The organism is Neomoorella stamsii (assembly GCF_002995805.1).
Lineage (GTDB): Bacteria > Bacillota > DSM-521 > Neomoorellales > Neomoorellaceae > Neomoorella > Neomoorella stamsii.
This window is the reverse complement of the sequence record NZ_PVXL01000043.1, coordinates 19741-46352: the sequence shown is the minus strand read 5'-3', so window position 1 is coordinate 46352 and position 26612 is coordinate 19741. Positions and strand designations below refer to the sequence as shown.

Here is a 26612-nt window from a genome sequence, read left to right as displayed (position 1 = left end):
GTTGTCATTTGCTCGCAAGGCAAGAACAGAACCCCGTCCAGGTGCGTTACTGGCAGGTCAATGGCAAGCAAGGTTATGACCTCCGGGTTTTATCTCCTGAGGCCAGCATAGCTGATTATATTACCGCCGTGGAAGGACTGGACCCATCACTCCTTTACCGCCCCTATACTAACGGCGATTGCCTGGGTTGTGATCATTGCTGTGGCGGGCGCCTGCCCCTGACCAGCATTGACCTGCAGGTATTGCAACAGGGACTAGAGGAACTTACTGGTAAAAGGTTTTCCCTCCCGGAAATGCTGGAGGAGTACTGCCAGGTCCAGGTGAAGGGGCGGGCGGTGGATATTACTTTGCGGACTGACGCCGAAGGTTACTGTATTTTTTTAGAACCGCACCGGTGTCGTTGCCGCCTGTACAAATACCGTCCCCTCATCTGCCGCACCTATTTTTGCTGCCCCCTCACCCGGCGGGCCAGGGTTTTACGAGAAACCCTTGTCAACCGCGGGGAAGATGAACTGGTGCGGTACTGGCTTTCCTGGCAGCCAGCGGTACCAGCAGGGGTGCGCCGTCATGACTGGCCGCCAACCCCTTTCGCCGGGTGCTTGAGTTTTGCCGAAGTACCTTTAAAGTCCCTATGTTCCCTGGAGCTGTGGCGGCAGCTTCGCCAGTAGAAATCTAATGCAAAATATTTCTATAGCAGAAGGGAAAAACAATTTTTTGGTGAATATTTGTAGCGAGGCTCGTTGAAAAGATTAAAATAAGGCTGGCCTGTTACGAGGGCTAATATGAATTTTGGAGGATAATTTATGCGCATCGCTCTCATAGCCCACGATCGTATGAAAGATGAACTGGTCAACTTTGTCGATGAGCATAAACATATCTTTGCCGGTCACCGCCTGGTAGCCACAGGGACTACCGGTACCAGGATCATGGAACGAACCGGTCTAAAGGTCCACCGTCTCATGTCCGGGCCCCTGGGGGGAGACCAGCAAATGGGTTCCCTGGTAGCCAAAAAACGCCTGGACCTGGTAATTTTCCTGCGGGATCCACTGACGCCCCAGCCCCATGAGCCGGATATCAGCGCCCTCCTGCGCATTTGTGACGTCCACAACGTACCGGCGGCCACCAATCTGGCCACAGCAACAATCTTTCTCGAGTATTTAAAAAGCAGGACAAATGAGTAACATAAAAGCCGTCTCAGACACTTTTTAACAATTTCTAATTAAAGAAAGGAGTTCTCCCATGGCTAAAGTAACTGTACAATCCGGCATCTGTGGTTTTACCACCGACATTCTGGCTGAAGCACCGGATATGTTTTCCTGCAACCTGACCATCAACACTACCTGTCCCAACATCCAGAAGATTGCCGCTGAACTGAGCACCCTCAATCCCCTGGACGAGATTAGCTTCAAAGGCAACAGCCGCCTGCGGGAATTATTCTTTCAATATTGCCCCCATGCTGCCTGCCCGGTACTCCCCGGCATGGTTAAAGCCGTCGAAGTAGCTGCCGGTCTGGCCCTGCCCCAGGATGCCCATATTTACGTCCAGAAATAATTCTGTACCTCAGGAAGGTACATCCAGCAATAGGCGCCAGCTGATGGACGCAGACTGCCCCTCCAGAGCGACTGGCAATTTCTATGGCCGGTCGCTTTTTACTTGCTCGTATTTCCTGGCCGTACCTGGTTTGCTACAATAGAGTCCAAAGGAAGGGATCATCTATGTCTACCCGCCAGGAACACGATCTCCTGGGTACCAGGGAAGTGCCCGCCAGCGCCTACTACGGCATCCACACCTTAAGGGCAGCGGAGAATTTCCGCGTCAGCCGGCATCAAGTCCATCCAGAGCTAATTAAAGCCCTGGCTACCGTCAAAGAAGCGGCCGCCCGGGCCAACCTCGACCTGGGCTACCTGCCCCGGGAAAAGGGAGAGGCCATTATTGCCGCCTGCCAGGAAGTAGCCCGGGGTGAACTGGCCGATCAGTTTTTTCTCGACGCCTTCCAGGGCGGCGCCGGTACTTCGACCAATATGAACGTCAACGAAGTAATCGCCAACCGCGCCCTGGAAATCCTGGGCCTTCCCAGGGGTGATTATGCCACCATCCACCCCAACGACCACGTTAACCTGCACCAGTCCACTAACGATGTCTATCCTACCGCCATGCGTATAGCGGCCATCCGCCTTTTACTGCCCCTGGCCGAGGAACTGGCCAGGCTCCAGGAAGCCCTTCAGGAAAAAGAGGTTGCCTTTGCTGGGATACTTAAAATCGGCCGTACTGAATTCCAGGATGCCGTTCCGGTAACCCTGGGACAGGAATTCGGTGCCTATGCCCAGGCCGTGGCCCGGGACCGCTGGCGGCTGTACAAGGTTGAGGAGCGCCTGCGCCAGGTGAACCTGGGCGGCACAGCCACCGGCACCGGCCTCAATGCCCCCCTGAAATATATTTACCTGGTTAATGATTATTTGAGGCGCCTCACGGCGCTGGGCCTGGCCCGGGCGGAAAACATGATCGATGGCACCCAGAATATGGACGTCTTTGTGGAAGTTTCCGGTCTCGTGAAGGCCGCCGCTGTAACCATGCATAAAATCGCCGGCGACCTGCGTTTCCTTTCTGCCGGTCCCAGGGGCGGGCCGGCGGAAATCAACCTGCCCCCCCGGCAGGCCGGTTCTTCCATCATGCCTGGCAAAGTCAACCCGGTGATCCCGGAAATGGTTCATCAGGTTGCCATGCAGGTCATGGCCAACGATATGGTAATCGCCATGGCCGCCAGCCAGGGCCACCTGGAGCTCAATGCCTTCGCGCCCCTCATCGCCCACGCCATGCTGGAATCCCTGGAAATGCTGGCGGCAGCGGCCCGGATTTTCCGCACGGAATGTATTAGCGGTATAACAGCCAACGCCGGGCGCTGCTGGGAAGTGCTGGAGCAGAGTCCCGTCCTGGCCACAGCTTTACTGCCCTATCTCGGGTACGAAAAAGCCACAGAGGTGGTACGGGAAGCAGAAGCTTCCGGCCGCTCGATTAGAGAAATCATTTTAGAAAAAGGGTTTTTAACCCCGGACGAACTGGAAAGCATCTTAACCCCGGCAGCCATGACGAAACCCGGTACAGTTAAGACCATAAATAGACCGCAACAGGGCCAGGGCTTGTGTAATTAGCAATTTACGCCATTAGCCATGGTCACCCCCGGAGCTTAAGATCAACTTAAAGCATATCTTAGATTGGGGGTGGTTTTGATGCCCAAAATTGGCATTGATCCCGGCCATGGCGGCAGTGACCCCGGGGCCGTCGCCGCCAGCGGCCTCCAGGAAAAGGACGTCACCCTGGCTGTGGGCCTGGCGTTGCGGCAGTTGCTCCAGGGGGCAGGTGTGGTAGTGGTGATGTCCCGGACAGGCGACCAGGACGTTTCTTTGGCTGACCGGGCTGGTCTCTTCAACCGGGAACAGGTAGACCTCGTCATCAGCCTGCACGTCAACAGCGCCGGTACTCCAGCCGCCAGTTACGTTAGCACTTTTATCCTGGCTCCTGGTGGCCAGGCTGAAAAGATCGCCCGCTTGATCCAATCCGAACTGGTGGCTGCCACTGGCTGGCCGGACGGGGGTGTCCGCGAGGCGAATTTCTACATCCTGCGGGAGACCGATGCCTCGGCAGTCCTGGTGGAAATGGGTTTTATCAGCAACCCGGAGACGGCAGCTCAACTCGCCATGCAGGCAGTACAGCAATCCCTGGCCCGGGCCATCTTTCGCGGCCTCGCCGCCTACCTGGGCCTGAAGCTAAACGAGCCCCGCGATATCCAGGGCCACTGGGCGGAGACAGCCATCCGCCAGGTTATGGCCGCCGGGATCATGAGCGGCTACCCGGACGGTACCTTCCGGCCCGACCAGAATGCCACCCGGGCTGAATTGGCTGCCGCTTTGGCCAATCTTTTAGCCAGGTTAAATTTAATACCGTGTAATTTTTCATTTTAGCATGCCTGAGTACCCGGGACTAGATACCCAAACATTTGCTTCTATGGTATAATTAAGCCATGGGAGAAAAAACAAACCACACGTCATCGTCCTGGAAGCCCGCTTTAATGCTGAAATAAGTCATTAAATTTAAGCGGGTTTGCCCGGTTGACTGGGGGCACTTGGCTTGGCTTTACTTATCAAAAATGCCGAATGGATTATTACCCTGGATAGCGAAGGCCATCGTTACCGGCAGGCTGATCTTTTAATTGAGGGGCCGGCAATTAAGGCCATTGGATCCAATCTACCTGCGGGAGATGGAGACGAAATTATTAACGCCAGGGGTAAGGTTGTTTTGCCGGGACTGATCAATACCCATCATCACCTCTACCAGACCCTGACCCGCAATATTCCGGCAACCCAGGATATACCCCTGTTCCCCTGGTTAGTGACCCTTTACGAAATCTGGCGTGAACTGACGCCGGAAGCAGTTCGCCAGGGAGCCCTGGTGGGGTTGGGGGAATTGCTGAAGACAGGCTGTACCTGCTCCAGCGACCATCACTACGTCTTTCCCCGTGGTCAGGGAAATGAACTTATTGATATTGAAATCCAGGCGGCCCGGGAACTGGGGATCCGCTTTCATGCCACCCGGGGCAGCATGTCCCTGGGCAAAAGCCGGGGTGGCCTGCCACCGGATGAAGTAGTTCAAAAAGAAGACGAGATATTAGCTGATAGCGAGCGCTTGATCCGGCAGTACCATGAGGCCGGCCCCTTCGCCATGTGCCGGGTTGCCCTGGCTCCCTGTTCACCTTTTTCTGTAACTCCCCAATTGATGCGAGATAGTGCCGCCCTGGCGCGCCGATACGGTGTCATGCTCCATACCCACCTGGCCGAAACTCTGGATGAAGAACGCTTCTGTAAAGAAAAATTTGGCCGGCGGCCGGTAGAGTACATGGCTGACCTGGGCTGGCTGGGGTCCGATGTATGGTTTGCCCATGCCATACATTTAAACGATGCCGAGGTAGCCTTGCTAGGCGAGACGAAAAGCGGTGTGGCTCATTGCCCGGTTTCCAATATGAAGCTATCTTCCGGCGTCTGCCGGGTGAAGGACCTGCTGTCTGCCGGGGCCCGGGTAGGTCTGGCCGTCGATGGCAGCGCCAGTAATGATTCCTCTAATATGTGGAACGAAATGCGTATTGCCTATCTCTTACAAAAACTGGCTTACGGTAATGACGGCCTGACAGCAGAAGAAGTTTTACGTTTGGCAACTGTCGGCAGTGCCCAAGTATTAGGCCGCGAGGACCTTGGTCACCTGGCGCCGGGAATGGCAGCAGACATGATCCTGATTAACTTTGAGGAACTGGGGTTTGCCGGGGGCCAGCATGACCCGGTAGCAGCTATTATTACTTGCGGTGATAGCCAGCTGGTAGATACCACCATTGTTAACGGCGAGGTCGTAGTCCGGGAAGGCCGGCTGTTGAAGGTTGATGAAACTGAAATCGTTCGTCAGGCCAACCGGATATCATCCGAGATGCTGGCCTGGGCCGGGAGGCGTACAGGTACTGATTATTATGCTTACCCCAAACGGCAGTAGCTGTTATAAGTCCGGCGAAAGGAGGAGAATTTGCTGGTGATAAGATAAACAGTAGCCACCCACGGGTGGCGGAGCGAAGCCGCCGTTGAGTGAGGCCCCCATACCAGAACAAGTAATTTAGCGCACCCGTAGGGGCGCTTTTTTAGTCACCAAGAACTGGCCGGTTTCATACCCTATACTAGCAAAGCATGCCAGCAAGAAAGGAGACCGGCTTTATGAGTGACGAAAGTAAGAAAGTTGAGGCAACTGTAAGTGAGGCGGCAGCCCAGCATATGGTGCCCCCGTGTCCCCATGGCTTCCATTATACCGTTAAAAGCGGCGATACTATGTATCTTATTGCCCGGCGTTTTGGTATAACCCTGGATGAGCTTATTGCTGCCAACCCCCAGGTAAAAGATCCCAATCTCATTTATCCCGGCCAGGTGCTGTGCATTCCCAAGAAAATGCCTGTACCTTGCCCCGGCGGCTTCTATTATACTGTCCAACCAGGCGATTCCATGTACTCCATTGCCCAGAAATTTAATGTCAGCCTGGATGCCCTGATAGCAGCCAATCCCCAGGTCCAGGATCCCAACCTGATTTACCCTGGTCAAGTACTCTGCATTCCAGTTAAGCCCATAATGCCCTGCCCCAACGGGTTTATCTATGTCGTCAAGCCCGGAGATACTTTAAGCAGCATCGCCCGCAAGTTCGGTACTACAGTGGATCAGATCCTGGCGGCCAACCCGCAAATTACAGATCCCAATTTGATTTATCCCGGCCAGCGCATCTGCATTCCCATCATGCCTCCAGTAATGCCCCGGCGCCACTGCTTTATGATGCATCCCACCCATCATTGCCCCGGCGCCATGGGTATGGGCATGATTGATATAGAAAAACGGGAATTACTGGTTGTTGCCCGGGGGATTCCTGATCCCAGGCATTTCGATATGGATCATGTCGTTTTAATGGTTCGCTACCGGGAAATGGAAGAATTTAAGGTAGTTGAAATGATGCCCATGGCCCATGGTATGATGATGGGCCATCATATGATGGATGCTGATATGGATAAAGACCCTGTCTTGTTAATCGGCGCTGCCCGCAGGTTCCCCTTTGTCTTTGGTCCTTTATTCCTGGGTATTGTGGTGCCAATCATTATCTAAAATCATTGCTTAAAAGGAGTATTCCTGCTGCTGGGATTTACAACGACAGCCCTGCACAAAGAAAAAAGAGGCTCAAAATTGATTACGAGGGGCCAGTCCGGCTCCAGACCGCTGATCTTGGTGAAAGCTACCTGTCTGGTGGAGGGGCCCTCTGGCCCCTCTACGGCTTTAATCCGGGCCGGGAAAAAGAAATAGGCGCTCTGGGGTGGCAACCAGGTACTGCCGCCATCCTGGGAAAAGCAAAAGGCCAGGCGGTTGCTGGATGTCCAGAGGAAAAGTAAGTTTTTTTCCTTAGCCAGGAGTACTGGCCGGTCATCGGGAAGATCAACCATTGTTCCCGGGCAGAGCCTCAGCGAGGTGTTTTTTTCCGGGTCAACTACGTGTAAATAAAGCAAGTAGTCCTTTTCCTGCCTGTGCCAGGACAAGAGGTAAAGATACCCCTGAAACCAGTAAGCATAAATTTTATTACCAGGTTCTACGCCGGTAAGGGGACGGGGTACCTGCCAGCCCGTGGCAGGATCATAAACTGTTAAAAATAAAAGCTGCCTTCCCCTGGATACATCCTGACCGGTAAAGAAGAGCCGGCCCCGGAGCAGGGGTTTAAATAGTAAGGGAGGAGCCGTAAGGTTAAAGGGTAAAAACTGCCTTTGCCAACGGTTACCGGCCAGGTAAAGGTGGATAATTTCCGGTCTATAGGATTCCTCTAATAAGAGGTGCGGTTGCTTGCGGGAATCGAGGACAAAGGCCAGGACGGAACCATTTACCGGCAACTCACTACTTTCCCAGCGGTGACCCTGCCAGCGGGCATAAATTAACCGCTTATTAAGCATTGTTGCCACTATATGTAAGCGACCGGCAGGGTCAATAACGGCAGTAGAGGCGCTCAGGCCAGCCATGGGTTCACCGGTTGCGGTATAACTGTAATGTAATATGCCCTGGCGCAAAACTAACTGCCAGCTATCACCTGGTGTAGCTAAATAATTTACCATGGCCATCACCTCCCCGGACCAGGTCTACCTAACTAATGCATATGCTTTCCTGGCAGAAAAAATATAATTTTGATTGCCGGCAATAAATTATGTTTTCCCGGTAACATCCACCCGTTGAGGTCAATATTATATACCAGGCATTAACCCGAAATATTTGCTCTAAGGAGGTAAGTTTAAACATGGCTGATGAAGCGAGCGTCAAGCAGGCCGTCGTTGCTCCCGGCCAGTGCCCGCCGGAAGGATGTCCGCCACCGACTCGTATCGAGTGTATTGTCGTTGACAAGGTTTATGACAGCTGTTTCCAGGTGGAAAGCCGTACCCGGGATACAACAGTAACGACGGGTCTTACCGGTGAGTTTGTCACCGGGACTTTTACCGTAGGGCAAGCTATCCCCTGTGCCCTGAATGGGACCATTTCCTGCAGCGTGATTAACCGGGTACCAGCTACCGGCAATTTTGCTACTTTAACCATAGTAGTCTCTGTTCCAATAACCCTGACCAACCCCAATGCTCCAGCTGAAACTGCCAATCGTGTCTTTACCTTTACCAAAGTCGTCACCCTCTGCGCTCCTGAAGGAGTAACCGTAGATTGCTCCGAGAGTACCTTGCTTTTCTGCAACTGCGTCGTCTCGGCCGTAGGTGTCGGTAACATCACCGTTACCTGTGACTTCCAGGTATGCGTTGTCATTAAGACCATCCTTTCCGTCCAGCTCCTGGTGCCCAGCTACGGCTTCTGCGTGCCGGCTCCCTGCACTGTGGCTCCGGGCGTCTGCCCGCCGGCGCCACCGGCTCAATGTTTCTAGTATAACAGTTAACGGCCCCACCATTAAGAAGCACCGTCAAATTGACGGTGCTTCGCTCTTTAGTGGTTCTCCGGGCTGTTCCGGGGCGAGGATGGCGGCACTCAGGTTTTTGAGCGCCGCCAGGGTATTATCATTTTTTCCGGTTTCCTGGGCTACCGTACCCGTCCCGATCGGATCTATCCTTATTTGGTTAAAGTTAAGAACCGGGGGTTTTACTGCTCCCTGCTCAGGGGCCTGCCGGGCAGCGAGGCTGGCCATGGCCGTATTCGCTCCGGTAGAGGAAAGGTATTTACGCCATTGTTCTCCTGTCAGGAAAGTGCTCTGGAGGGGCAGTGGTACCATACGTTCCAGGACTTCCTGGGTAAACAAAGCAGGAGCAAGGCTGGCTTCCAGGGGCCGCTTAAAGATAAACACCGGCCCGTCACCGGGAGGGGGAAATGGGTTGCCCCGGTGACGGCCTTTACTTTGCCGGGCATTCCGGACCTGCCCGGAAGGTGCCGGCGGAGAAGCCAGGCTGCTGGAAACTGAATCCTTTGTCGCCGTTGCCCTTTGGTTTACTTCCGTTGCCAGGAGCTCATTTTGGTGTGGTATCTTTGCTTGCCCTGCCGCCCCGTCTCGCCCCTGTATTTTACCCTGTACCGGCAGTCCATCCTGCACCTGCATTGCGCTTCTGCCGGGTATGGCTACCTCTTGCGGGGTCGTTGTAGCTCCTGCCTCCGTTCCCTCTCCAGGGCCCGTTTTAGCCCCTGACTCTGTCATCTTTCCCCCAGTCTCTCCCCGGGCCGCGCCCCCTGTGGTTTCTGCTCCTGCATCCCTCTTTTCTCCGGTCTGAACAGGGTTCTCTCCCGGCCCGGCCGGCGTCATAGTTGCCGGTTCCCCTTCCGGAGGCGCAGTTTCCATCTTTTCCTGGTTTGTTGCGGGAACCCGGTACTGCGGTTCCCTTGTTGTAATGGCCGGGCTTTCCGCAGCCAAAACCTCGCCTTGTCCAGGTATTGTCTTGCTTTCCCGGGACTTGCTTCCTTCAGGTAACCCGGGTAAAGAGGCATCCCGGAAGTGCTGCAACAGGGATTGGAGCTTAAAAACCGTTTCTTCAGTAAGGGGCTTCTCGAAATACCAGGTCAAACCACCAACCAGCCACGTCGTTATGTTGTGAATAATTTCCTGATCCAGGTGAACCTGGCAAAATTCAATTAAGACCGATGGTACTTCTGTGTTATTTAAGAGGCGGCGGTAACGGAAGTTTTTAAAATGCTCCCAGGCTCCGGGGATGGTATAACTCAGGGGTCTTCCTGAACGGAGCATAGCCTGTACCAGGGCGGCAATTAGACCCAGGCTTTCCTCGCGCTTTTTGGGGGCGTAAAAAAAGCGTAAAGCTGGTTCTGGAGCGGCACCATCCTTTTGCGAGAAGGCAAAAAGGACCTGGGTCTGCCAGAGCCGGAAAAGCCGCCCGTCACTGGCGGTAGCTGGAACAATTAAAACATTGGACCCCCGTCCCTGCAACTCCTGGCTTAAGGCAGTTAGCAGAACCTTCAAGGTTTGATCCTGGCCGGCCAGCGGGCGTAAAACAACCGTCTTATTAGCCAGGGGCGGATTCAGGATAAAGTTTCCTTCACCATCTTCTAAGAAACTTACACCCAGACTGCGGCCCAGGACCGGGAGCAAGGCTTTGCTAGAAGCATCAAGCTCCCATGATGATAAGGTAATATCCCCCAGAAGAATTTTAGCCATCTTTCACCCCTCATTTCATAGAATCACTATTACAGCATATGTTGGTGAAGGGTGGGATGGACCTAAAAACAGGCGGCAAAAGGTGAGTTGGTGCATAAAATATTAGGGCAGGGCTCTGGAGGTGGAAAGAACATGGAACCGAAGGTAAGAATGTGGATTGACGCCCGCCAGGAAAAATTACAACCTGGACGGCACCTGGAAGTTACCTACATTATACCCAACCTTGAAACGCCGGTCATCCGGGAAACAGTCTATTATACCCTGGCAGCCCTGGTAAAGGAGATCCAGTTACCCCGGGAGGACCAGGCCAATATGGTCAAAATAATCTATGACCCGGAAAGGATTACACCTTCTTTTATGGACTATTTGTTACTGCAAAGGGGGATTGAGTTCCGACGTCTGAGTCCCTGAGGGGAAAACGGGTGAGCAGGATGCTCATCAGTAATTAAAAGTTAAAATGGTAAAAGGAGGTTAAAAAGATGAGCTGGTACAGCCAGCGGGCCGCAGAAATTCTGGCCGGGCAACAGGGGCAAAATTTACGTGAGGGTTACACCCCTGAGCTCCGGCAGGTAACCATGACCCTGATTGTAAGCGATATGCGCACCGGGGAAGATGCCAAAAAAATTAGTAATGCCCTGGCAGGTCTGCCGGGTGTAATTAGCGTCAATATCGTCCTCGAACGTCGCTGGGTGGTGATTACCTATTATTTGCCCCAGATAAGCCTGGAAATAATTGGTCACCATATCACCAAACTCGGTTACCATTATATCCATAAATCATGAAGGAGTTGTTCTTAGGGCCGGTCAGGCCCTTTTGACATTCAACCGTCATAAGGGAGGAATGACAGGGATGCGGGTTTACATATCTGCCGATATGGAAGGCGTGGCCGGGGTAACTGCCTGGGAACAGGTAGAAACGATCGGCGGGGCGGAATACGCCCGCTCCCAAAAATTGATGACGGCTGAAGTCAATGCCGCCATCCGTGGCGCCATGGAAGCCGGGGCTACCAGTGTAACCGTCAATGACGCCCATGGCAGGATGCGTAACCTCCTGCCGGAAGACCTGCACCTCGGGGCCCAGCTTATCAGCGGCACACCGAAAAAACTGGGTATGATGGAGGGTATAGACAGGGGCTTTACTGTAGCCTGTTTCATAGGTTACCATGCCCGGGCTGGCAGCCCGGGCGTCCTGGCTCACACCTACAGCGACGTAGTCCATCGCCTGGAGGTTAATGGACAGGAAATGGGGGAACTGGGCCTGAATGCCCTGCTGGCCGGCTATTTTGGTGTACCGGTGGTCCTGGTGAGCGGCGACCAGGTCCTGGCCAGTGAAGCCAGAAAAATGCTGGAAGGAGTAGAAGCCATTATTGTTAAAGAAGCAATTAACTACCACGCCGCCAGGTCACTCCCACCCCGGCTGGCCAGGGAAAAAATTCGCCAGGGAGTAGCCCGGGCCCTTAGCAAAAAAAGTTATCAACCCCTTGCGGTACCGGCAAAGGCAACAGTAACTATTAAATTTACCGACCCGGCCCGGGCGGCGGCAGCGGCTATCCTGCCCCGCAGCCAGTGCCCCGATGCCGTTACCGTAACTTACACGGGAGCCGATTACCTGGAAGCCTACCAAGCAGCAAGGAGTCTTATTGCCCTGGCAAAAAGCAGCTAATACCGGCAGCCAGTATTTTTTATATAAAAGCCGGTGAAAGACAAAAGTATGGCCCCATCAGAACAGGTATTTACATTTTAAAATATCTATCCACTTGCCGGAAATAAGGTATAATGGAGGTATATAGAGCTAAGAAAGGAGGAGAACAGTTGGCCTGGCAAGTCTGGGTAGCCATCGCCATCGCCCTGATCGTAGCCGAGATATTTTCCTTAACCTTTTACCTGATCCTTTTTGCCATTGGCGCCTTCGGTGCGGCCCTGGTCCAGGCCTTGGGGTTGTCTCTTAGTTACCAGGTGGGCATCTTTGTAGTTATATCAATTATCCTGGCCGTTTTTGTCCAGCCAATTCTTAAGCGTACTTTTGTTTTAAACCACCAGGGGCGTCTTTCCAACGCTGAAGCCCTGGTAGGGCAAAGGGGTTATGTGACCGGGGAGGTCACTGTTGACCGGGGCCTGGTTAAGGTCAACGGGGAAACCTGGTCAGCCCGGAGTTTGGACGGCCAGACCCTTGCACCCGGTACGCCGGTCCAGGTGGTCCGGGTAGAAGGAGCCAAACTTTTAGTAAAAAGAGTGCAATAATTCCTGACCGCACAGGTGATCGCCATTGTTACTCCGCAGACTCAAGAGTAGACGTTGCTACCACCCCGGTGGCACCAACAGAGGATTTAAAAAGGAAGCTGGTCTCAATTCCAAACTATTTTCGAGGGGGTTATATTTTGTTAGGTGATATCTTTACTTTCCTGTTGCTGCTCATCCTGATTATCTTTGCTCTGTCCCTGGTAGCCAGGACCGTGAGGATAGTTCATCAATCTCAAGTGCTCATTGTTGAACGCCTGGGGAAATACTACAAGACCTGTGGATCCGGCTTGAACATTATCATCCCGTTTATAGATAATGTACGCCGTGTTGTCGATCTCAGAGTCCAGGTCCTGGATTCCGAGCCCCAGCCAGTTATCACTAAAGATAATGTCACCATGGAGATCGATACGGTAGTTTACTACCAGATAACTGACCCCTTTAAAGCTACCTATGAGATTGCCGATCTTGTGCGGGCCATGCATTACCTGACCCTGACCACCCTGCGCGATATTATCGGCAATATGGAGTTGGACCAGACCCTGTCCTCGCGGGATGAGATTAACAACCGCCTGCGGTTGGTACTGGATGAGGCTACCGACAAGTGGGGTGTCCGGGTGGAACGCGTTGAGGTGAAAAACATCAACCCACCAGCTGACATCCGCCAGGCCATGGAAGCCCAAATGCGGGCTGAACGGGAGAAACGGGCTGCTATCCTCCAGGCTGAAGGTCAACGGGAAGCCGAAATCAAAAAAGCCGAAGGTGAAAAGCAGGCCCAGATCCTCCGGGCCGAGGCCGAGAAAGAAGCCCAGATCCTCCGGGCTGAAGCCCAGCGGGTAGCCAATATTAAAAAGGCCGAGGGTGAAGCCCAGGCTATTCAACTGGTGGCTGCCGCCGAAGCCAAACGTATAGAACTGGTTATGAAGGCCCTGAAAGAAGCCGACATGGATGAGAAGATGCTCACCATGAAGTCCATCGAAGCCCTTATGAAGCTGGCCGATAGCCATAATAAAGTCTTTATTCCCTACGAAACCGCCAGTGTCCTGGGCTCCTTGGGGGCCATCAAGGAACTCCTGGCCCCGGGCCATGGCGGCGGTAAAGGTAGCAGTAAAAACTGTCCGGAAGGGCAAGAAAAATCCCTGGCCGGTTAAAGTCAGGTGACTTTAATTAGATTATTTTAAAAAGGTAAACTAAGGGTACATGGCAGGTACCCTTTTTTGTTGCCCTGAACGGGAAGGCTTATATCTACTGCTGAAGTCCGATTATTATTTGCTATGTATATTGACAGCGAATTATGATAGTAGTATTATAGTAACAAATACAACCGAAAAGCACTAAAAAACCAACAATGAAAGCCAGCCTTACTACAGGCCAATAGGTGAAGGAGGCATATGGCATGGATTATCAAGACATCAGCTACACCGTGACAACTGATAAAGATTTTGCTGCCGCCGTGGCTGCCGTAGAAGAAGCTACAGCAATCCAGGGTATGAAGGTCCAGCACATCCATGACGTACAGGCCACCCTGAAAAGCAAGGGCTACGATTCTGAACCACTGAAAATCATTGAAATCTGCAATGCCCGCTACGCCCATGAAGTCCTGGCTAAAAACGTTCTGATCAGCTTGATGATGCCCTGTAAAATTAACGTCTACACCAAGGAAGGTAAGACCTACATCAGCGCCCTCAGGCCCACCATGCTGGCCAGCTTTTACCCCCAGGCCGGCCTGGAAGAAATAGCCTCACAGGTGGATGCTAAAATCAGGGCCGTTGTGGATGCAGCCCGGTAAACATTAAGCACCTACTCCTCAAACACGTCGTCCGCCAGGGAGCGGACTTCTTTTTTGCGCCGGGCAGTGGCTTCCGGATCCAGGACAACGGCGAGTTTGATCACGTCACCCTCTTTGGCGGCCCGGGGCAGGAGGGAACGGGGTAGGGTAAAGGTGCGGCGGCCGTATTCAATTACTGCCATGTCTTCTTCAAAACGGTCAATGACCAGCAATTCCCGGCGGGGCATTTTTCTTACTCCTTTCACTCTTACCTTGCATCAGGTCGCTATAGATAACAAGAATGCTACCGGCCTGGCCGGTACAATGCTATTGTATAGTCACCTTTTGGCCGTCGGAGAAGGCCGTTATGGTACCATCGCGATCGGTGCGGTAGATTTTAACCCCGGCTTTTTGCAAGCGCTGCAGGGTTTGGGCATGGGGATGGCCGTAATCATTACCTTTACCTACGGAGATAACAGCATACGCAGGGGCCACAGCTTTGAGAAAAGCGGTACTGGTGGAGTGACGGGAGCCGTGGTGGGCAACTTTGAGTACATCAGACTTGAGAGGTTTGCCACCGGCCAGCATTTCCTCCTCCACGGTAGTACCGGCGTCACCGGTAAAGAGAAAGGCCGTTTGCCCGTAGGTCAGGTGCAGGACGGCACTATAATCGTTTAGATCCTCGTAGGTCTTTCTTGCCGGGCTGACAAAAAGAGCCTGGATGCTGCCTTCCAGGGGCAGGGCAACGCCGGCCTTCGCTTCCATGGCCTTGAGGCCTTTATTTTTTATAGCCAGCAAGAGGTCTCGGTATGAATCAGTATTATGGGTCACACGGGGAAGGTAAACTTTACCTACCTGGAAGCTGTTAATTACCACGTCCAGGCCGCCTATATGGTCCTCATGGGGGTGGGTGCCAATGACAAAGTCCAGTATCTCAACACCGTACTGCTTCAATTTCTGGACTACCCAGGGCCCGGCTTCATTGGTGCCACCGTCGATTAAAATGTTCTTGCCATCGGGCAACTGCACCAGGATGGCATCCCCCTGGCCGACATCCAGGTAATGGACGCGTAGCTTGCCGGTTTCAGCCGGTGGGGTTGAGGAGTCCGGAGGCTTTTCTTGAGATGTTGAGGTACCAGGCGCTGCTCCTGGTGCAGGGGAAGCTGTTTGCGCTACCGGCGGCCGCAACTGGTTGGCCGGAGAAGGGGGCTGTTCCCCGGTAAGGTTACCACAGGCAGTAGCCAAGGAGAGGGTAAAAGCGAGGACGGCATAGATGGCCTGGCGTTTGGCCTTTTTCCCGGCCCGGCGCAAAGCATGCCACCAGGTACTAACCGCGAGGAGAACGGCAGTTAAAAATGCCAGGATGCTGATGGTTGTTACCAGTACCATTAAATTCACCCTCAATAAAAGTGCTGGTTCAAAAATCCTCTTTAAAGAATAACACCTGAAGACCTCCATCGTCAAAAGATCTCGTCAAAAATATAGATTAAAGGTTACAATAAAGACTGAAGTCTCCTGAAATGAGGTGTAGTTCGTATGTATCGGCCAATAGTTATGGGTATCAACGGAATGGTGGCAGCGGCCCACCCGCTGGCTTCCCTGGCAGGAGTTAATATCCTCAAGCGCGGTGGTAATGCTATTGATGCTGCCATTGCTATCAATGCCGTCTTAAATGTTACCCAGCCTCATATGTGCGGTATTGGTGGTGACTTGTTTTATCTCATTTACCTGGCCCGTACGAGAGAAGTAATTTTTCTTAACGGTTCCGGCCGGGCGCCCCGAAGAGCCAGTCTGGAATTTTTCCGGGAAAAAAGAATGGTTAAAATACCACCCCGTAGCGCCTATGCCGTTACTGTTCCTGGCTGCGTAGCTGCCTGGGAGGATGCACGAGAACGTTATGGTACTATGCCCCTGGCTGATCTCCTGGCCGAGGCCATTACCTATGCCGAAGGGCATCCTGTGAGCCATAAACTGGCCTGGTACATAACCGAACACCGGGAAGTTTTGTCCCGCTACCCGGATACAGCGGCCATCTTTTTACCCGGCGGGAGGCCACCCCGACCGGGAGATATTTTACGCCAGGATGACCTGGCTGCCACTTTCCGCCTCCTGGCCAGGGAGGGAAAAGCCGCCTTCTACCAGGGGCCAATTGCTGAAGCAATAACCAGAACCGTTCAAGAAGAGGGTGGTTTACTGGCCCTCGAAGACATGGCCAGCCATACTTCGACCTGGGGCCAACCGGTAGCCACTACTTATCGCGGCTATACCATTTACGAAACAGCGCCTAACAGCCAGGGTTTAACGGCCCTGTTGGAATTTAACTTGGTGGAAGGTTTTGACCTTAAAGCCATGGGGCTCGACACGTCCACCTACATTCACCACCTGGTAGAGGCCAAAAAGCTGGCCTTTGCCGACCGGGATGCCTATATTAGTGACCCGGATTTTGTGCAAATCCCTATCGATCATTTACTCTCTAAGGATTATGCAGCCAAGCGCCGCCGTCTCATTGACCCGCAGCAGGCTATGGAAATAGCTGCCGGCAGCCAGTTGCGAGGCGATACCACCTACTTTGCTGTGGTGGACAGGGAAGGAAATATTGTTTCTTGCATTCAGAGTATTTATTTTCCCTTTGGTTCCGGCCTGGTGGCCAGGGGTACCGGTATTTTACTTCAAAGCCGGGGTGCTTATTTTTCCCTCGACCCCAGCCATCCCAACTGCCTGTCACCTGGTAAACGCACCCTCCATACACTGATGGCAGCTATTATAACTAAGGGTGACAAGCCCTGCCTGGTCTTCGGTACCATGGGGGCCGACGGCCAGCCCCAGACTCACCTGCAGGTAATATCCCGTTTCCTGGATTTCGGCTGCAACATCCAGGAGGCCATTGAAGCACCACGCTGGATCCATGGTAGGGCCCTGGGAGACGGACCGCCCAGCCTGAACCTGGAAAATCGTTTTGATCCTACCGTAATTGAAGACCTGCGCCGCTTGGGTCACAAAGTACACCTTTTACCGGCCTGGTCAAATGAAACAGGTCATGCCCAGGGGATTGTAATCGACTATCAAAGGGGTGTCCTCATGGGTGGAGCCGATCCCCGTGGTGATGGTTATGCTCTGGGGTGGTAGAAAAAAGCCCCCCGGCAGCACCGGCTATCGTTTACCCCCGGCTATCTTTTTATTTTAGCAGGAAAAGGATAGGGAAGCGGCGAATGAATAGGGAGGACATGACGTGAAAGGGGTCTAGCCATGGCACGGAGCAAAAGAAAGAACGGGGAAGCATATATAAAAGAAGCACATAGAAAAGGCAAAGTAATCCCCTTAACAAGTGCCATCAAGGGCGGGAAAAATCAAACGGTAAATAACGCTAAAGATAACCCTGATACTAATACGCGAGTAACCCCCTGGCGCCGCGCCAGGGAAAAAAACAGCAGCGGGGAGCCCTTCTGGCCCTCCGGGGGCAACCAGACTTTATTTCTTCTCGCCTTTGCCGGCCTGTTGTTGCTCCTCTTTTACCCTCCTTTTTTTCGTGGCCTCTTTTTCCCGGTAGAGCAGCGCTGGACCTTACTGTTTGCCGCCGTCCTGTTTTTCCTTACTTACCTGTGGAAGTTGTCCCGCCGGGAAGTATCCTTCCTTAACCGGCCCCTGGATTTTGCAGCAGCGGCCCTGGTAGTAGTTTATATCCTGGCTGCCATCAAGCCGGCCAGCCGCAGCCTGGCCGTAGCTGAAGTAGTTAAGGTCCTCCTTTACTTTTTAACCTTCTGGCTGACTTCCCACCTGGGCGGCCAGCGCCGTACCCTCTACCTGCTCCATGCCCTTTACCTGGCCGCAGTTGGAGCCGCCCTGGCGGCTTTACTTACGGCTACAGAGCTTATTTATATTAAAGATGGTTTCGTGGGCGGGCGTTTCTACTCCACTTTACAGTACCCCAATGCCCTGGCCAGTTACGTCGGTGCCGGCAGTATCATCGGTTTTTACCTCTGGGCCCGGGCCGGCAGTCGCCAGCGGTATTTATACGCAGCGGCCAACTACCTGTTGCTCATGGTTTTCCTGGGGACAGGCTCCCGGGGCGCTTACCTCGTTTTCCCCCTGGTTATCTTCCTCTACTGGCTGCTGGCGCCAAAAGGCTACCGCCTGAATACCCTGGCCCACCTGGTGACCAGCGGCGCCGCCGCCCTGGCAGGCAATGCCCGGTTTATTCCCCTGGCTGTAGCCAAAGCCTATGGCCCGGCCTGGAGCTGGTTTGCCCTGGGCTTGCTGGTGGCCCTTGCCGGCCAGCTAATTATCCAGGGAGCCGGCTGGAGCCTGCGGACCCCCAGGGCGCGCATGGCAGCCGTGGTGGCCGCCCTGGTCCTTCTCATTGGCGGCGGCATTTTCCTGGTCCAGTACCAGCTGGCGGTCACTCCGGTAGCAGGGGGCAGGCAACCGGCAGGTATCCTGGCCCGCATCCTGCCGCCCCAGGTTATGGCCCGCCTCCAGGACATCAACCTGGAGACCAAGAGCAGCCGGGAACGGCTGATCTGGACTGGGGATGCACTGAAGATGGTCCGGGAACGCCCCGTCCTTGGCTTTGGCGGTGGTGGCTGGGAAGCAGCCTACCGCCAATACCAGAGTTACTTTTATAATTCCACCCAGGTGCACAATGATTACGCCCAGGTAGCCGTAGAAACCGGGCTGGTGGGCATCGCTGTACTGGGAATTGTATGGCTGTTTTTCCTGCTGACTGCCCTGGGTAACTACCGTTCTTCCCGCGGCCCAGAACGCCTCCAGGCCCTGGCTATAGGTATGACTGCCTTGAACCTCGGCCTCCATGCCGCCATTGATTTCGACCTAGCCCTGGGAGCCGTCTCCATGATGCTCTGGGCCTGCTTCGGCCTGGCCAGGAGTATAGAAGGCCAGCGCCTGGGACCGGAGCCGACCCTGACCGCGGCAGTATTTAAAAATAAGCAGGTGGCCTACGTTACAGGAGCAGCCCTGGCAACCCTGGTCATCGTCCTTTTCAGCTTTTCTTACCTGGCCGGGGTGGCCAGCGCCCGCCAGGCGGCTGCTGCCCTGCAGCGCAACAACCTCCGGGCTACGGTCGCTTACCTGGAAGAAGCCAGCCGTTATGACCCCTTTACGGCATCCTACAACAGTGACCTGGCCGGTATTTACCTGAAGGAAGGGAAAATTAAGGAAGCCCTGGCCATGGCCCTGGCTGCCAGTAATAAAGAGCCCTATAACCTGGCGGTCTTAAACCGCCTGGCCGAAGCCTACTGGCAGGATGGTGCGGTAGAGCAGGCCCTGGCCACCATGGAACGCGCCCGGCAGGTTGCTCCCTGGGTAGGCGCCAGCTGGGAGAACCTGGGGCAGGCTTATACTGCTGCCGGCATTAACTATCTACGGGCCGGCCAGCAGGACAAGGCGCGGCAGGTGTTCCAGCAGGTAGCGGCCTTGCCGGCAGCCGTAAAGGAAAAAGTGGATAGCCTGGGAGAATTCAAAGACCTGCACCAGCCCGGCGGGGTGACCCTGAGCCCGGCTATCCAGCTCCGGGCGGCCATTGGCCAGTATTTCCTGGGGCAGGAAAGGGAAGCGGCAGCCAATCTTAACGCCGCAGCTAAAGATGCAAAAATAAAAGCGGAAGTCCAGCTCTGGCAGGCAATACTCGCTTATCACCAGGGAGATACCGACCGGGCCAATCAGCTCCTGGCCCAAGTGGAGAAGGTCGATGCCGGCCTGGCCAAACAATACGACCAGTTTAAAAACCTGCCGGTTCTTGCTAAATAGGTAGAGGCTCACCTGAGCGGTAAGTATCTGGTAATGGGGAAAAATACTCGGCAAGAACAGTTACAGGTGGTATAATGTAATTATGAAAGAGTTACCCCTCTGGCAGGAGGTACAAGCCGATTTACAAGAGGTAGAGGCTGAATTATTGCGCCAGGTGGATGCTCCCGACCCGGTCTTAAGCCAGGCGGCCCGGCACCTAGTCCAGGCGGGGGGAAAAAGACTGCGCCCGGCCTTTGCCATCCTGGCAGCCAAATGCTGCGGCGCCCCCCTGGAACGGGTCCTGCCCCTGGCCGTGGCCCTGGAAATGATTCATATGGCCACCCTGGTCCATGACGACGTCATCGATGCCTCCCCGGTCCGGCGGGGGCGGCCGACGGTGTGGGCCCGCTGGGGCCAGGAGCTTTCTTTGCATACAGGGGATTACCTTTTTGCCCGGTCCCTGCTCCTGGTGGCCACCTATGACGATCCCCGTATCCCTTCGATCCTGGCTTCCACCAGCGTCAAAATGGTCCAGGGGGAACTGTACCAGCTGGCCGGCGCCTTTGACCTGGAAGTTACCTTGCGTGACTACCTGAAACGTATTTACCGCAAGACGGCCCTGCTAATTGCCGCCAGTTGCCAGCTGGGGGCCATAGCTGCCGGGGCCGGGGAGGATTTTATCCGCCACCTGTACCATTATGGTCGCAACCTGGGGATGGCCTTCCAGATCACCGATGATGTCCTGGATATGGTGGCCGACCCGGAACGCCTGGGTAAGCCCATAGGTAGCGACCTGCGCCAGGGGGTTATTACCCTGCCGGCCATCTATGCTTTACGATGCTCTCCCAAAAAACAAAAGCTGGTTTGCCTGCTGGCCAAAAGGGATAAAACAGCTACGGAAATTCTGGAAGTCATTGACCTCATTAAAGATTGTGGCGGCATTGATTATGCCCTGGGGCTGGCCGAGCGTTACCTGGCCCGGGCCAGGCAGCAGGCCATTTTCCTGCCGGAAGGACAGGCGCGGGATACTTTAATGGGCCTGACGTACTTTGTGAGGACGCGTGGTATATAATGGGCTTTTATTCTATGGCTGTAGAGCTAACGGACCGTCCCTGCCTGGTAGTCGGCGGCGGGCAGGTGGGTGAGCGCAAGGTTTTAAATTTGCTGGAAGCAGGCGCCAGGGTTACCCTGGTAAGCCCGGAGGTCACGCGCGTCCTGGCCGACCTGGCCCTGGCCAGGCAACTGGTATGGTGGCGGCGTGAATACCAGCCCGGCGATATTACGGGGATGACCCTGGTTTTCGCCGTCACCGATGACGCTGGCCTCAATGCCCGCGTGGCTGCCGACTGCCACCAGGCCGGCATTTGGGTCAATGTCGCCGATGCGCCGGAAAAGTGTACTTTTATGGTCCCATCTGTCGTCCGGCGCGGGGATTTGCAAATAGCCATCTCTACCGCCGGGAAAAGCCCGGCCCTGGCCCGCCAGTTACGCAAACAGCTGGAGGCTGAAATTGGACCGGAATACGGCCCCTGGGTGGATTTTTTAGGAGAACTGCGTCCTTTTCTTAAAAAGGTCTGGCCCCATGATCAGAAACGCCGGGAAGAATTATTGCGGCGGCTGGCCGGGGATGAGATATTATTTCGCCTGGTAGCCCGGGGCAAAGAAGATTTAGCAAAGGAGCGGGTGAAGCAGTGTTTGTCGTTGCCGTCGGTTTAAATCATCGCACGGCGCCGGTAGAAATCCGGGAGCAACTGGCTTTTGCCCGCCACGGTTTGCCGGCGGCCCTGGAACAGCTACGGGCCGTGGCCGGCGTTGAGGGTTGCGTGATTTTAAGTACCTGTAACCGGACGGAAATATATGTGGCCTGCCAGCAGGAGGAAACCGGGATCAGGGCGGGCAAAAATTTCCTTGGCCAGTCCTGCCGGATGGACCTTAAAAACCTGGAAGGCTATCTTTACACCCTGAATACGCGCCATACCGTCCGCCACCTGTTCCGGGTGGCTGCCGGCCTGGATTCCATGATTCTCGGCGAAGACCAGGTTTTAGCCCAGGTGGCCGAAGCTTACGAGATAGCCCGGGAAACAGGAACAACTAATAACATCCTCAACACCCTGTGGCAGCAGGCCATTACCGTTGGCAAGAGGGTAAGAACGGAAACGCGCATCGACCGCAATACGGTATCAATCAGCTACGCTGCCGTAGAACTGGCCCGCCAGGTTTTTCACGGAAACCTCCAGGGGCGGACCGTTTTAGTAATCGGTGCCGGTAAAATGAGTACCCTGGCTGCCCGTTACCTGAAAGATAAAGGCGTGACCACAGTTCTGGTTTCCAATCGTTCTTATGACCGGGCCGTAGACCTGGCCGCTAAAATTGGCGGCCGGGCGGTGCGCCTGGATGCCCTGGAGGACTACCTGTCCCGGGCCGATATCGTTATCAGCTGTACGGCGGCCAGCCACTATATTCTTCACCGGGAACAGGTAGCCCGGGCCCGGGCGGCACGGCCGGACAGCCCCCTGATGCTCATTGACATTGCCGTGCCCCGGGATATTGAGCCATCCGCAGGCAACCTGCCGGGGGTTAAACTGTATGATATCGACGACCTGCAACAGGTGGTACTGGCCAACCTGGAGGAACGGCAGCATGCCGCCCGGCAGGCGGAAGGTATCATTACGGCTGAAGTCGAGGCCTTTTTCCGGTGGCTAGGCTCCCTGTATGTGGTGCCGACTATTATTGCCTTGAAGGAAAAGGCCGAAGCCATTAAACAGGCTGAACTGGAGCGGGCCTGTAACCGGCTGGGAGAATTGACACCAAGGCAGCAAAAAATAATCGGCTCCCTGGCCAACTCCATTGTCAACCAGCTCCTCCACGATGCTGTCGTGAACTTAAAAAAGGCCGCCCTGACACCGCGGGGACATTTGTATGCCGAAGCCCTGCATGAACTTTTTAACCTGCCTGTGGAAGGGGCTAAGTCCCGGAAAGAAGCGGCGGCAGTGGAAGGAGGAGGGCAATAAATGCTGGAAGTAAAGGTGGGCGCCAGGGAAAGTGAGCTGGCCCGCTGGCAGGCTCGCTGGGTTATCGAGGCCCTGGAAAAAGCCTGGCCGGATCTGACCTGTCGCCTGGTTACCTTTAAAACTAAGGGCGATAAGATCCTCGATGTGGCCCTGGCGCGGATTGGCGATAAGGGCCTTTTTACCAAGGAACTGGAACTGGCCCTCCTGGACGGGGTTATCGATATGGCCGTCCACAGCATGAAAGATATGCCGACCAGCTTGCCAGAGGGCCTGATTATCGGTGCCATGGGGCCGCGGGAAGACCCGGCTGATGTCCTCATCTCCCCGGCGGGCTATACCCTGGCATCTCTACCAGTCAAGGCCCGGGTGGGGACAAGCAGCCTGAGGCGCAAGGCCCAGCTGGCCAATGTCCGCCCCGACCTGGAACTGGTGGACCTGCGGGGCAATGTCCCCACCCGCCTGGCGAAAATGGAACGGGAAGGGTTGGAGGCCATCGTCCTGGCTGCCGCCGGGGTGAAAAGGTTAAACCATGGCCGCCTCCTGGGGGAACCCATTCCCTACCACCTCTGCCTGCCGGCTGTAGGGCAGGGGGCCATCGGCGTCGAGATCCGGGCCGGGGATGAACAAATCGCGCAGCTGGTGGCCGCCATCAACCACCCGCCCACGACAGCGGCTGTGCGGGCGGAAAGGGCATACTTACGCGCCCTGGAAGGAGGCTGCCAGGTTCCTATAGGTGCCCTGGCTACCGTGGAAGGCGAAGCCCTGGTCCTGCAGGGTATGGTAGCCAGCCTGGACGGCAGGCAAGTGTTAAGGGATTTTACTTCCGGGAGCACGGCCAACCCGGAGGCCGCCGGCCAGGAACTAGCCCGAAAATTACTGGCCCAGGGCGCGGGGGCCATTTTACAGGAGGTAAGACTGAAGGGTGGCAATTCCCACAGGTAAAGTATATCTGGTCGGTGCCGGCCCCGGTGACGCCGGTTTATTAACTATCAAGGGACACGAATGCCTGGCCCGGGCCGACGTGGTGGTCTATGACCGTCTGATTAACCCGAGCCTCCTGGATTATGCACCGGACGGGGCCGAAAAAATCTATGTCGGCAAAGCCCCCTACCGCCATGCCCTGCGCCAGGAAGAAATCAATGAACTCCTGGTAGAGCTCGCCCGGCAGGGAAAGCAGGTAGTGCGCTTAAAAGGCGGTGACCCCTTTGTCTTTGGCCGCGGCGGGGAAGAAGCCCTGGCCCTCAAGGCCGCCGGGATACCCTTTGAAGTGGTGCCGGGGGTCACGGCGGCCATCGCCGTACCGGCCTACGCCGGCATCCCGGTCACCCACCGCGGCCTGGCTTCGACGGTAGCCTTTATTACCGGCAATGAAGATCCGGGTAAAGAAAGCAGCGCCATAAACTGGGAAGGCCTGGCCGGCGCCGTCGATACCCTGGTTTTCCTCATGGGCATGGCCAACCTGGCCCCGATTGTCAGCCGGCTGCTGGCCTGTGGCCGTCCACCCGGTACCCCGGTGGCCCTCATCCGCTGGGGCACCAGGGCCGAGCAGGAGACTCTGGTCGGTACCCTGGCCGATATTGAGGCCAAAGCCCAGGAGACCGGCTTCAGCAATCCGGCCATTATCGTTGTCGGCCAGGTGGTCACCTTGCGTTCTACCCTGGCCTGGCTGGAAGGCAAACCCCTTTTCGGCCGGCGGGTGGTAATTACTCGCCCCCGGGCCCAGGTGGAAGCAATGGCCCGGCGGCTGGCCGGGCTAGGGGCCGAAGTGCTGGCCTTCCCGGCCATTGAAATCCAGCCACCGGCCGACTGGGGCCCTGTGGATGCCGCCCTGGCTAAGATTAAAGATTTCGAGTGGTTAATTTTTACCAGTGCCAACGGTGTCCGTTATTTCTGCCGGCGTTTACAGGAAAGGCAGCTTGACATCCGCACCCTGGCCGGGATAAAAATTGCCGCCATCGGCCCGGCTACGGCCAGAGCCCTCCAGGAACGGGGGTTGCTCCCCGACTGGCAGCCGGGGGAATATGTGGCCGAAGCCGTAGCTGCGGGCCTGGGACCTTTACTTCAGGGCCGGCGGGTGCTCCTGCCCCGGGCTGATATTGCCCGGCCCTTCCTGGCTGAAGATCTCCGCCGCCAGGGGGCAGAAGTGACGGAAGTAGCCGTCTACCGGACGGTTAAAAGGGAAGGCGATGCTTCCGCTTTGCGGGAACTTTTAGCCGCCGGGAAAGTAACGGCCGTTACCTTTACCAGTTCTTCGACGGTCAAGTCTTTCCTTGAACTCCTGGGGAAGGATGCTCTTACCCTCATGCAGGGCGTCGATGTTTTTTGCATCGGGCCTATTACGGCAGCCACGGCCAGGGAAGCGGGGCTAACGGTAACAGCTACGGCCGGGGAATATACGGAAGCAGGCCTGATCCAGGCAATGCTGGACTATTATGCCGGCCGGAAGGCAGGTGAGGAGAACTGATCAGCCTGACTAAACTGCTTTTTAATGATAGTTATTTCGGGGATACGTTGCGCTACAGCCAGTCTGCCTTTGGAGCGGCAGCGGGAGCGCGCCAGGACAGCGGGCCGGTAGTAGTCTGGAATTGTACCCGGGCCTGCAACCTGAAGTGCCGCCATTGCTATGCCAGCGCCGGTCCGGGTGCAGGCAGCGAAGAGATGGATACCCGGGCCGCCCGGGATTTCCTGGAGCAACTGGTGGCCTTCCGCGTGCCTGTCCTTCTCCTGTCCGGGGGTGAACCCCTGGTGCGGACGGATATCTTTGACCTGATGGCCACTGCCGTGAAAGGGGGCCTGCGGGTCACCCTGTCTACTAACGGTACCCTTATTGACCGCAGTACAGCCCGGGAATTGAAAAAAATCGGCGTCAGCTATGTGGGGATCAGCCTGGACGGCGTGGAGGGCAAGCATGATGCCTTCCGGGGGCAAAAGGGAGCCTTTGCGGCGGCCCTGGAAGGCATCCGTAACTGCTTGGCTGTCGACCAGCGGGTAGGTTTACGTTTTACCATCAGCCGTGCCAATGTCGACCAGCTGGAGGAGATTTTTTACCTCATCCGGGAAGAGAACATTCCCCGTGCCTGTTTCTATCATTTAGTTTACAGCGGCCGGGGCAGTGAGCTCGCCGGGGAAGACCTGAGCCATGAAGAAAGCCGCGCCGCCATGGATTTGCTTATCGAAGCAACCAGGCGCCTGAAGGAACAGGACCGGGAAGTGGAAATCTTAACCGTCGATAACCATGCCGACGGCATTTACCTTTATTTGCAACTGCGCCGCCAGGACCCGGAGCGGGCGGCAGCCGTGCTGGAGTTATTGCGCCTGAACGGGGGTAACCGCAGCGGGATCGCCATCAGCTCCGTCGACTGGGCCGGTAACGTCCACCCTGACCAGTTTACCATGCACCACACCCTGGGTAATGTCCGGGAACGGCCCTTTGGTGAAATCTGGACCGATTTGAGCCATCCCCTCCTGCAAGGCCTGCGGGATCGCAAGCCCCTGCTCAAAGGCCGCTGCTCAACTTGCGCCTGGCTGGACCTCTGTAACGGCAACTGCCGCGCCCGGGCGGAAAGCCTGACCGGCGACTTCTGGGAGTCCGACCCAGCCTGCTATTTAACGGAAGCAGAAATTGCAGCCAGGTAAAAATGCCCCCGTTTGGCTATGTCC

At 55.4% G+C, this 26612-nt stretch carries 26 protein-coding genes; 22 read left to right on the top strand and 4 right to left on the bottom strand.

The window, feature by feature from the left end:
* The first annotated feature begins 8 nt into the window (after positions 1-8).
* The 7 genes from MOST_RS07690 to MOST_RS07660 all read left to right on the top strand — a co-directional run bounded on the left by MOST_RS07690 (position 9) and on the right by MOST_RS07660 (position 6674).
* Entirely contained in the window at positions 9-668 is a 660-nt protein-coding gene (locus MOST_RS07690; RefSeq protein ID WP_054936799.1) for a YkgJ family cysteine cluster protein, read from the top strand.
* A 135-nt stretch (positions 669-803) separates the two neighbouring features.
* Positions 804-1181: a methylglyoxal synthase gene (locus MOST_RS07685; RefSeq protein WP_054936798.1), complete on the top strand. Its 378-nt coding sequence runs from the start codon at positions 804-806 to the stop codon at positions 1179-1181.
* A 58-nt stretch (positions 1182-1239) separates the two neighbouring features.
* Positions 1240-1551 carry a DUF6951 family protein gene (locus MOST_RS07680; RefSeq protein WP_054936797.1) on the top strand — a complete coding sequence of 104 codons (312 nt, stop codon included), beginning with the start codon at positions 1240-1242 and terminating at the stop codon, positions 1549-1551.
* Between the two features lie 164 nt (positions 1552-1715).
* Entirely contained in the window at positions 1716-3149 is a 1434-nt protein-coding gene (locus tag MOST_RS07675) for an aspartate ammonia-lyase (protein WP_054936796.1), read from the top strand.
* A 78-nt stretch (positions 3150-3227) separates the two neighbouring features.
* Entirely contained in the window at positions 3228-3959 is a 732-nt protein-coding gene (locus MOST_RS07670; protein ID WP_054936795.1) for an N-acetylmuramoyl-L-alanine amidase, read from the top strand.
* Between the two features lie 166 nt (positions 3960-4125).
* Positions 4126-5532, top strand: a complete 1407-nt coding sequence (locus MOST_RS07665) for an 8-oxoguanine deaminase (protein ID WP_054936794.1) — start codon at positions 4126-4128, stop codon at positions 5530-5532.
* A 215-nt stretch (positions 5533-5747) separates the two neighbouring features.
* Entirely contained in the window at positions 5748-6674 is a 927-nt protein-coding gene (locus MOST_RS07660; RefSeq protein WP_083476627.1) for a LysM peptidoglycan-binding domain-containing protein, read from the top strand.
* Positions 6675-6676: 2 nt separating this feature from the next.
* Here the strand turns inward: MOST_RS07660 and MOST_RS07655 are convergent, their stop codons facing one another.
* Complete coding sequence (locus tag MOST_RS07655) at positions 6677-7663, bottom strand: hypothetical protein (RefSeq protein WP_054936793.1); 987 nt, start codon at positions 7661-7663, stop codon at positions 6677-6679.
* A 179-nt stretch (positions 7664-7842) separates the two neighbouring features.
* On the opposite strand from MOST_RS07655, the gene MOST_RS07650 reads away from it, so the two are divergent.
* On the top strand, positions 7843-8466 hold the full coding sequence (locus MOST_RS07650) for a hypothetical protein (RefSeq protein ID WP_054936792.1): 624 nt from the start codon (positions 7843-7845) through the stop codon (positions 8464-8466).
* 36 nt (positions 8467-8502) lie between these two features.
* Here MOST_RS07650 and MOST_RS07645 read toward each other — a convergent pair whose 3' ends face one another.
* Positions 8503-10194, bottom strand: coding sequence for a hypothetical protein (locus MOST_RS07645; RefSeq protein WP_054936791.1), 1692 nt, complete (start codon positions 10192-10194; stop codon positions 8503-8505).
* A gap of 132 nt (positions 10195-10326) precedes the next feature.
* Here MOST_RS07645 and MOST_RS07640 point away from each other — a divergent pair, with 132 nt between their 5' ends.
* From MOST_RS07640 to MOST_RS07615, 6 genes are all read left to right on the top strand, one after another.
* A complete protein-coding gene (locus MOST_RS07640; protein WP_054936790.1) occupies positions 10327-10605 on the top strand; it encodes a hypothetical protein in 279 nt (92 codons plus the stop codon).
* Positions 10606-10673: 68 nt separating this feature from the next.
* A complete protein-coding gene (locus tag MOST_RS07635) occupies positions 10674-10976 on the top strand; it encodes a heavy-metal-associated domain-containing protein (protein ID WP_054936789.1) in 303 nt (100 codons plus the stop codon).
* Between the two features lie 67 nt (positions 10977-11043).
* Complete coding sequence (locus MOST_RS07630; RefSeq protein WP_054936788.1) at positions 11044-11856, top strand: M55 family metallopeptidase; 813 nt, start codon at positions 11044-11046, stop codon at positions 11854-11856.
* Positions 11857-12005: 149 nt separating this feature from the next.
* On the top strand, positions 12006-12434 hold the full coding sequence (locus MOST_RS07625; protein WP_054936787.1) for an NfeD family protein: 429 nt from the start codon (positions 12006-12008) through the stop codon (positions 12432-12434).
* Positions 12435-12571: 137 nt separating this feature from the next.
* On the top strand, positions 12572-13582 hold the full coding sequence (locus MOST_RS07620; RefSeq protein ID WP_208974845.1) for an SPFH domain-containing protein: 1011 nt from the start codon (positions 12572-12574) through the stop codon (positions 13580-13582).
* A gap of 245 nt (positions 13583-13827) precedes the next feature.
* On the top strand, positions 13828-14220 hold the full coding sequence (locus MOST_RS07615) for a DUF302 domain-containing protein (protein WP_054936786.1): 393 nt from the start codon (positions 13828-13830) through the stop codon (positions 14218-14220).
* An 11-nt stretch (positions 14221-14231) separates the two neighbouring features.
* On the opposite strand, the gene MOST_RS07610 is transcribed toward MOST_RS07615, so the two are convergent.
* Positions 14232-14447 carry a DUF3006 domain-containing protein gene (locus tag MOST_RS07610; protein ID WP_054936785.1) on the bottom strand — a complete coding sequence of 72 codons (216 nt, stop codon included), beginning with the start codon at positions 14445-14447 and terminating at the stop codon, positions 14232-14234.
* 79 nt (positions 14448-14526) lie between these two features.
* Positions 14527-15588, bottom strand: a complete 1062-nt coding sequence (locus tag MOST_RS07605; protein ID WP_054936853.1) for a ComEC/Rec2 family competence protein — start codon at positions 15586-15588, stop codon at positions 14527-14529.
* Positions 15589-15735: 147 nt separating this feature from the next.
* On the opposite strand from MOST_RS07605, the gene ggt reads away from it, so the two are divergent.
* From ggt to MOST_RS07565, 8 genes are all read left to right on the top strand, one after another.
* A complete protein-coding gene (ggt, locus tag MOST_RS07600) occupies positions 15736-17325 on the top strand; it encodes a gamma-glutamyltransferase (protein WP_054936784.1) in 1590 nt (529 codons plus the stop codon).
* A 120-nt stretch (positions 17326-17445) separates the two neighbouring features.
* Positions 17446-19962: an O-antigen ligase family protein gene (locus tag MOST_RS07595; RefSeq protein WP_054936783.1), complete on the top strand. Its 2517-nt coding sequence runs from the start codon at positions 17446-17448 to the stop codon at positions 19960-19962.
* Positions 19963-20044: 82 nt separating this feature from the next.
* The gene (locus MOST_RS07590) at positions 20045-21013 is read left to right on the top strand and encodes a polyprenyl synthetase family protein (RefSeq protein WP_054936782.1); all 969 of its coding nucleotides are present in this window, start codon (positions 20045-20047) and stop codon (positions 21011-21013) included.
* Positions 21014-21027: 14 nt separating this feature from the next.
* Positions 21028-21657, top strand: a complete 630-nt coding sequence (locus MOST_RS07585) for a precorrin-2 dehydrogenase/sirohydrochlorin ferrochelatase family protein (RefSeq protein ID WP_161952817.1) — start codon at positions 21028-21030, stop codon at positions 21655-21657.
* A complete protein-coding gene (hemA, locus tag MOST_RS07580) occupies positions 21633-22952 on the top strand; it encodes a glutamyl-tRNA reductase (protein ID WP_054936780.1) in 1320 nt (439 codons plus the stop codon). Before MOST_RS07585 ends, hemA begins: the two co-directional genes overlap by 25 nt.
* Complete coding sequence (gene hemC / locus MOST_RS07575) at positions 22953-23894, top strand: hydroxymethylbilane synthase (protein ID WP_054936779.1); 942 nt, start codon at positions 22953-22955, stop codon at positions 23892-23894.
* The gene (gene cobA, locus MOST_RS07570; RefSeq protein ID WP_054936852.1) at positions 23881-25416 is read left to right on the top strand and encodes a uroporphyrinogen-III C-methyltransferase; all 1536 of its coding nucleotides are present in this window, start codon (positions 23881-23883) and stop codon (positions 25414-25416) included. Before hemC ends, cobA begins: the two co-directional genes overlap by 14 nt.
* Positions 25413-26588 carry a radical SAM/SPASM domain-containing protein gene (locus MOST_RS07565; RefSeq protein ID WP_054936778.1) on the top strand — a complete coding sequence of 392 codons (1176 nt, stop codon included), beginning with the start codon at positions 25413-25415 and terminating at the stop codon, positions 26586-26588. The genes cobA and MOST_RS07565 overlap by 4 nt, the downstream gene beginning before the upstream one ends.
* Positions 26589-26612: the final 24 nt, after the last annotated feature.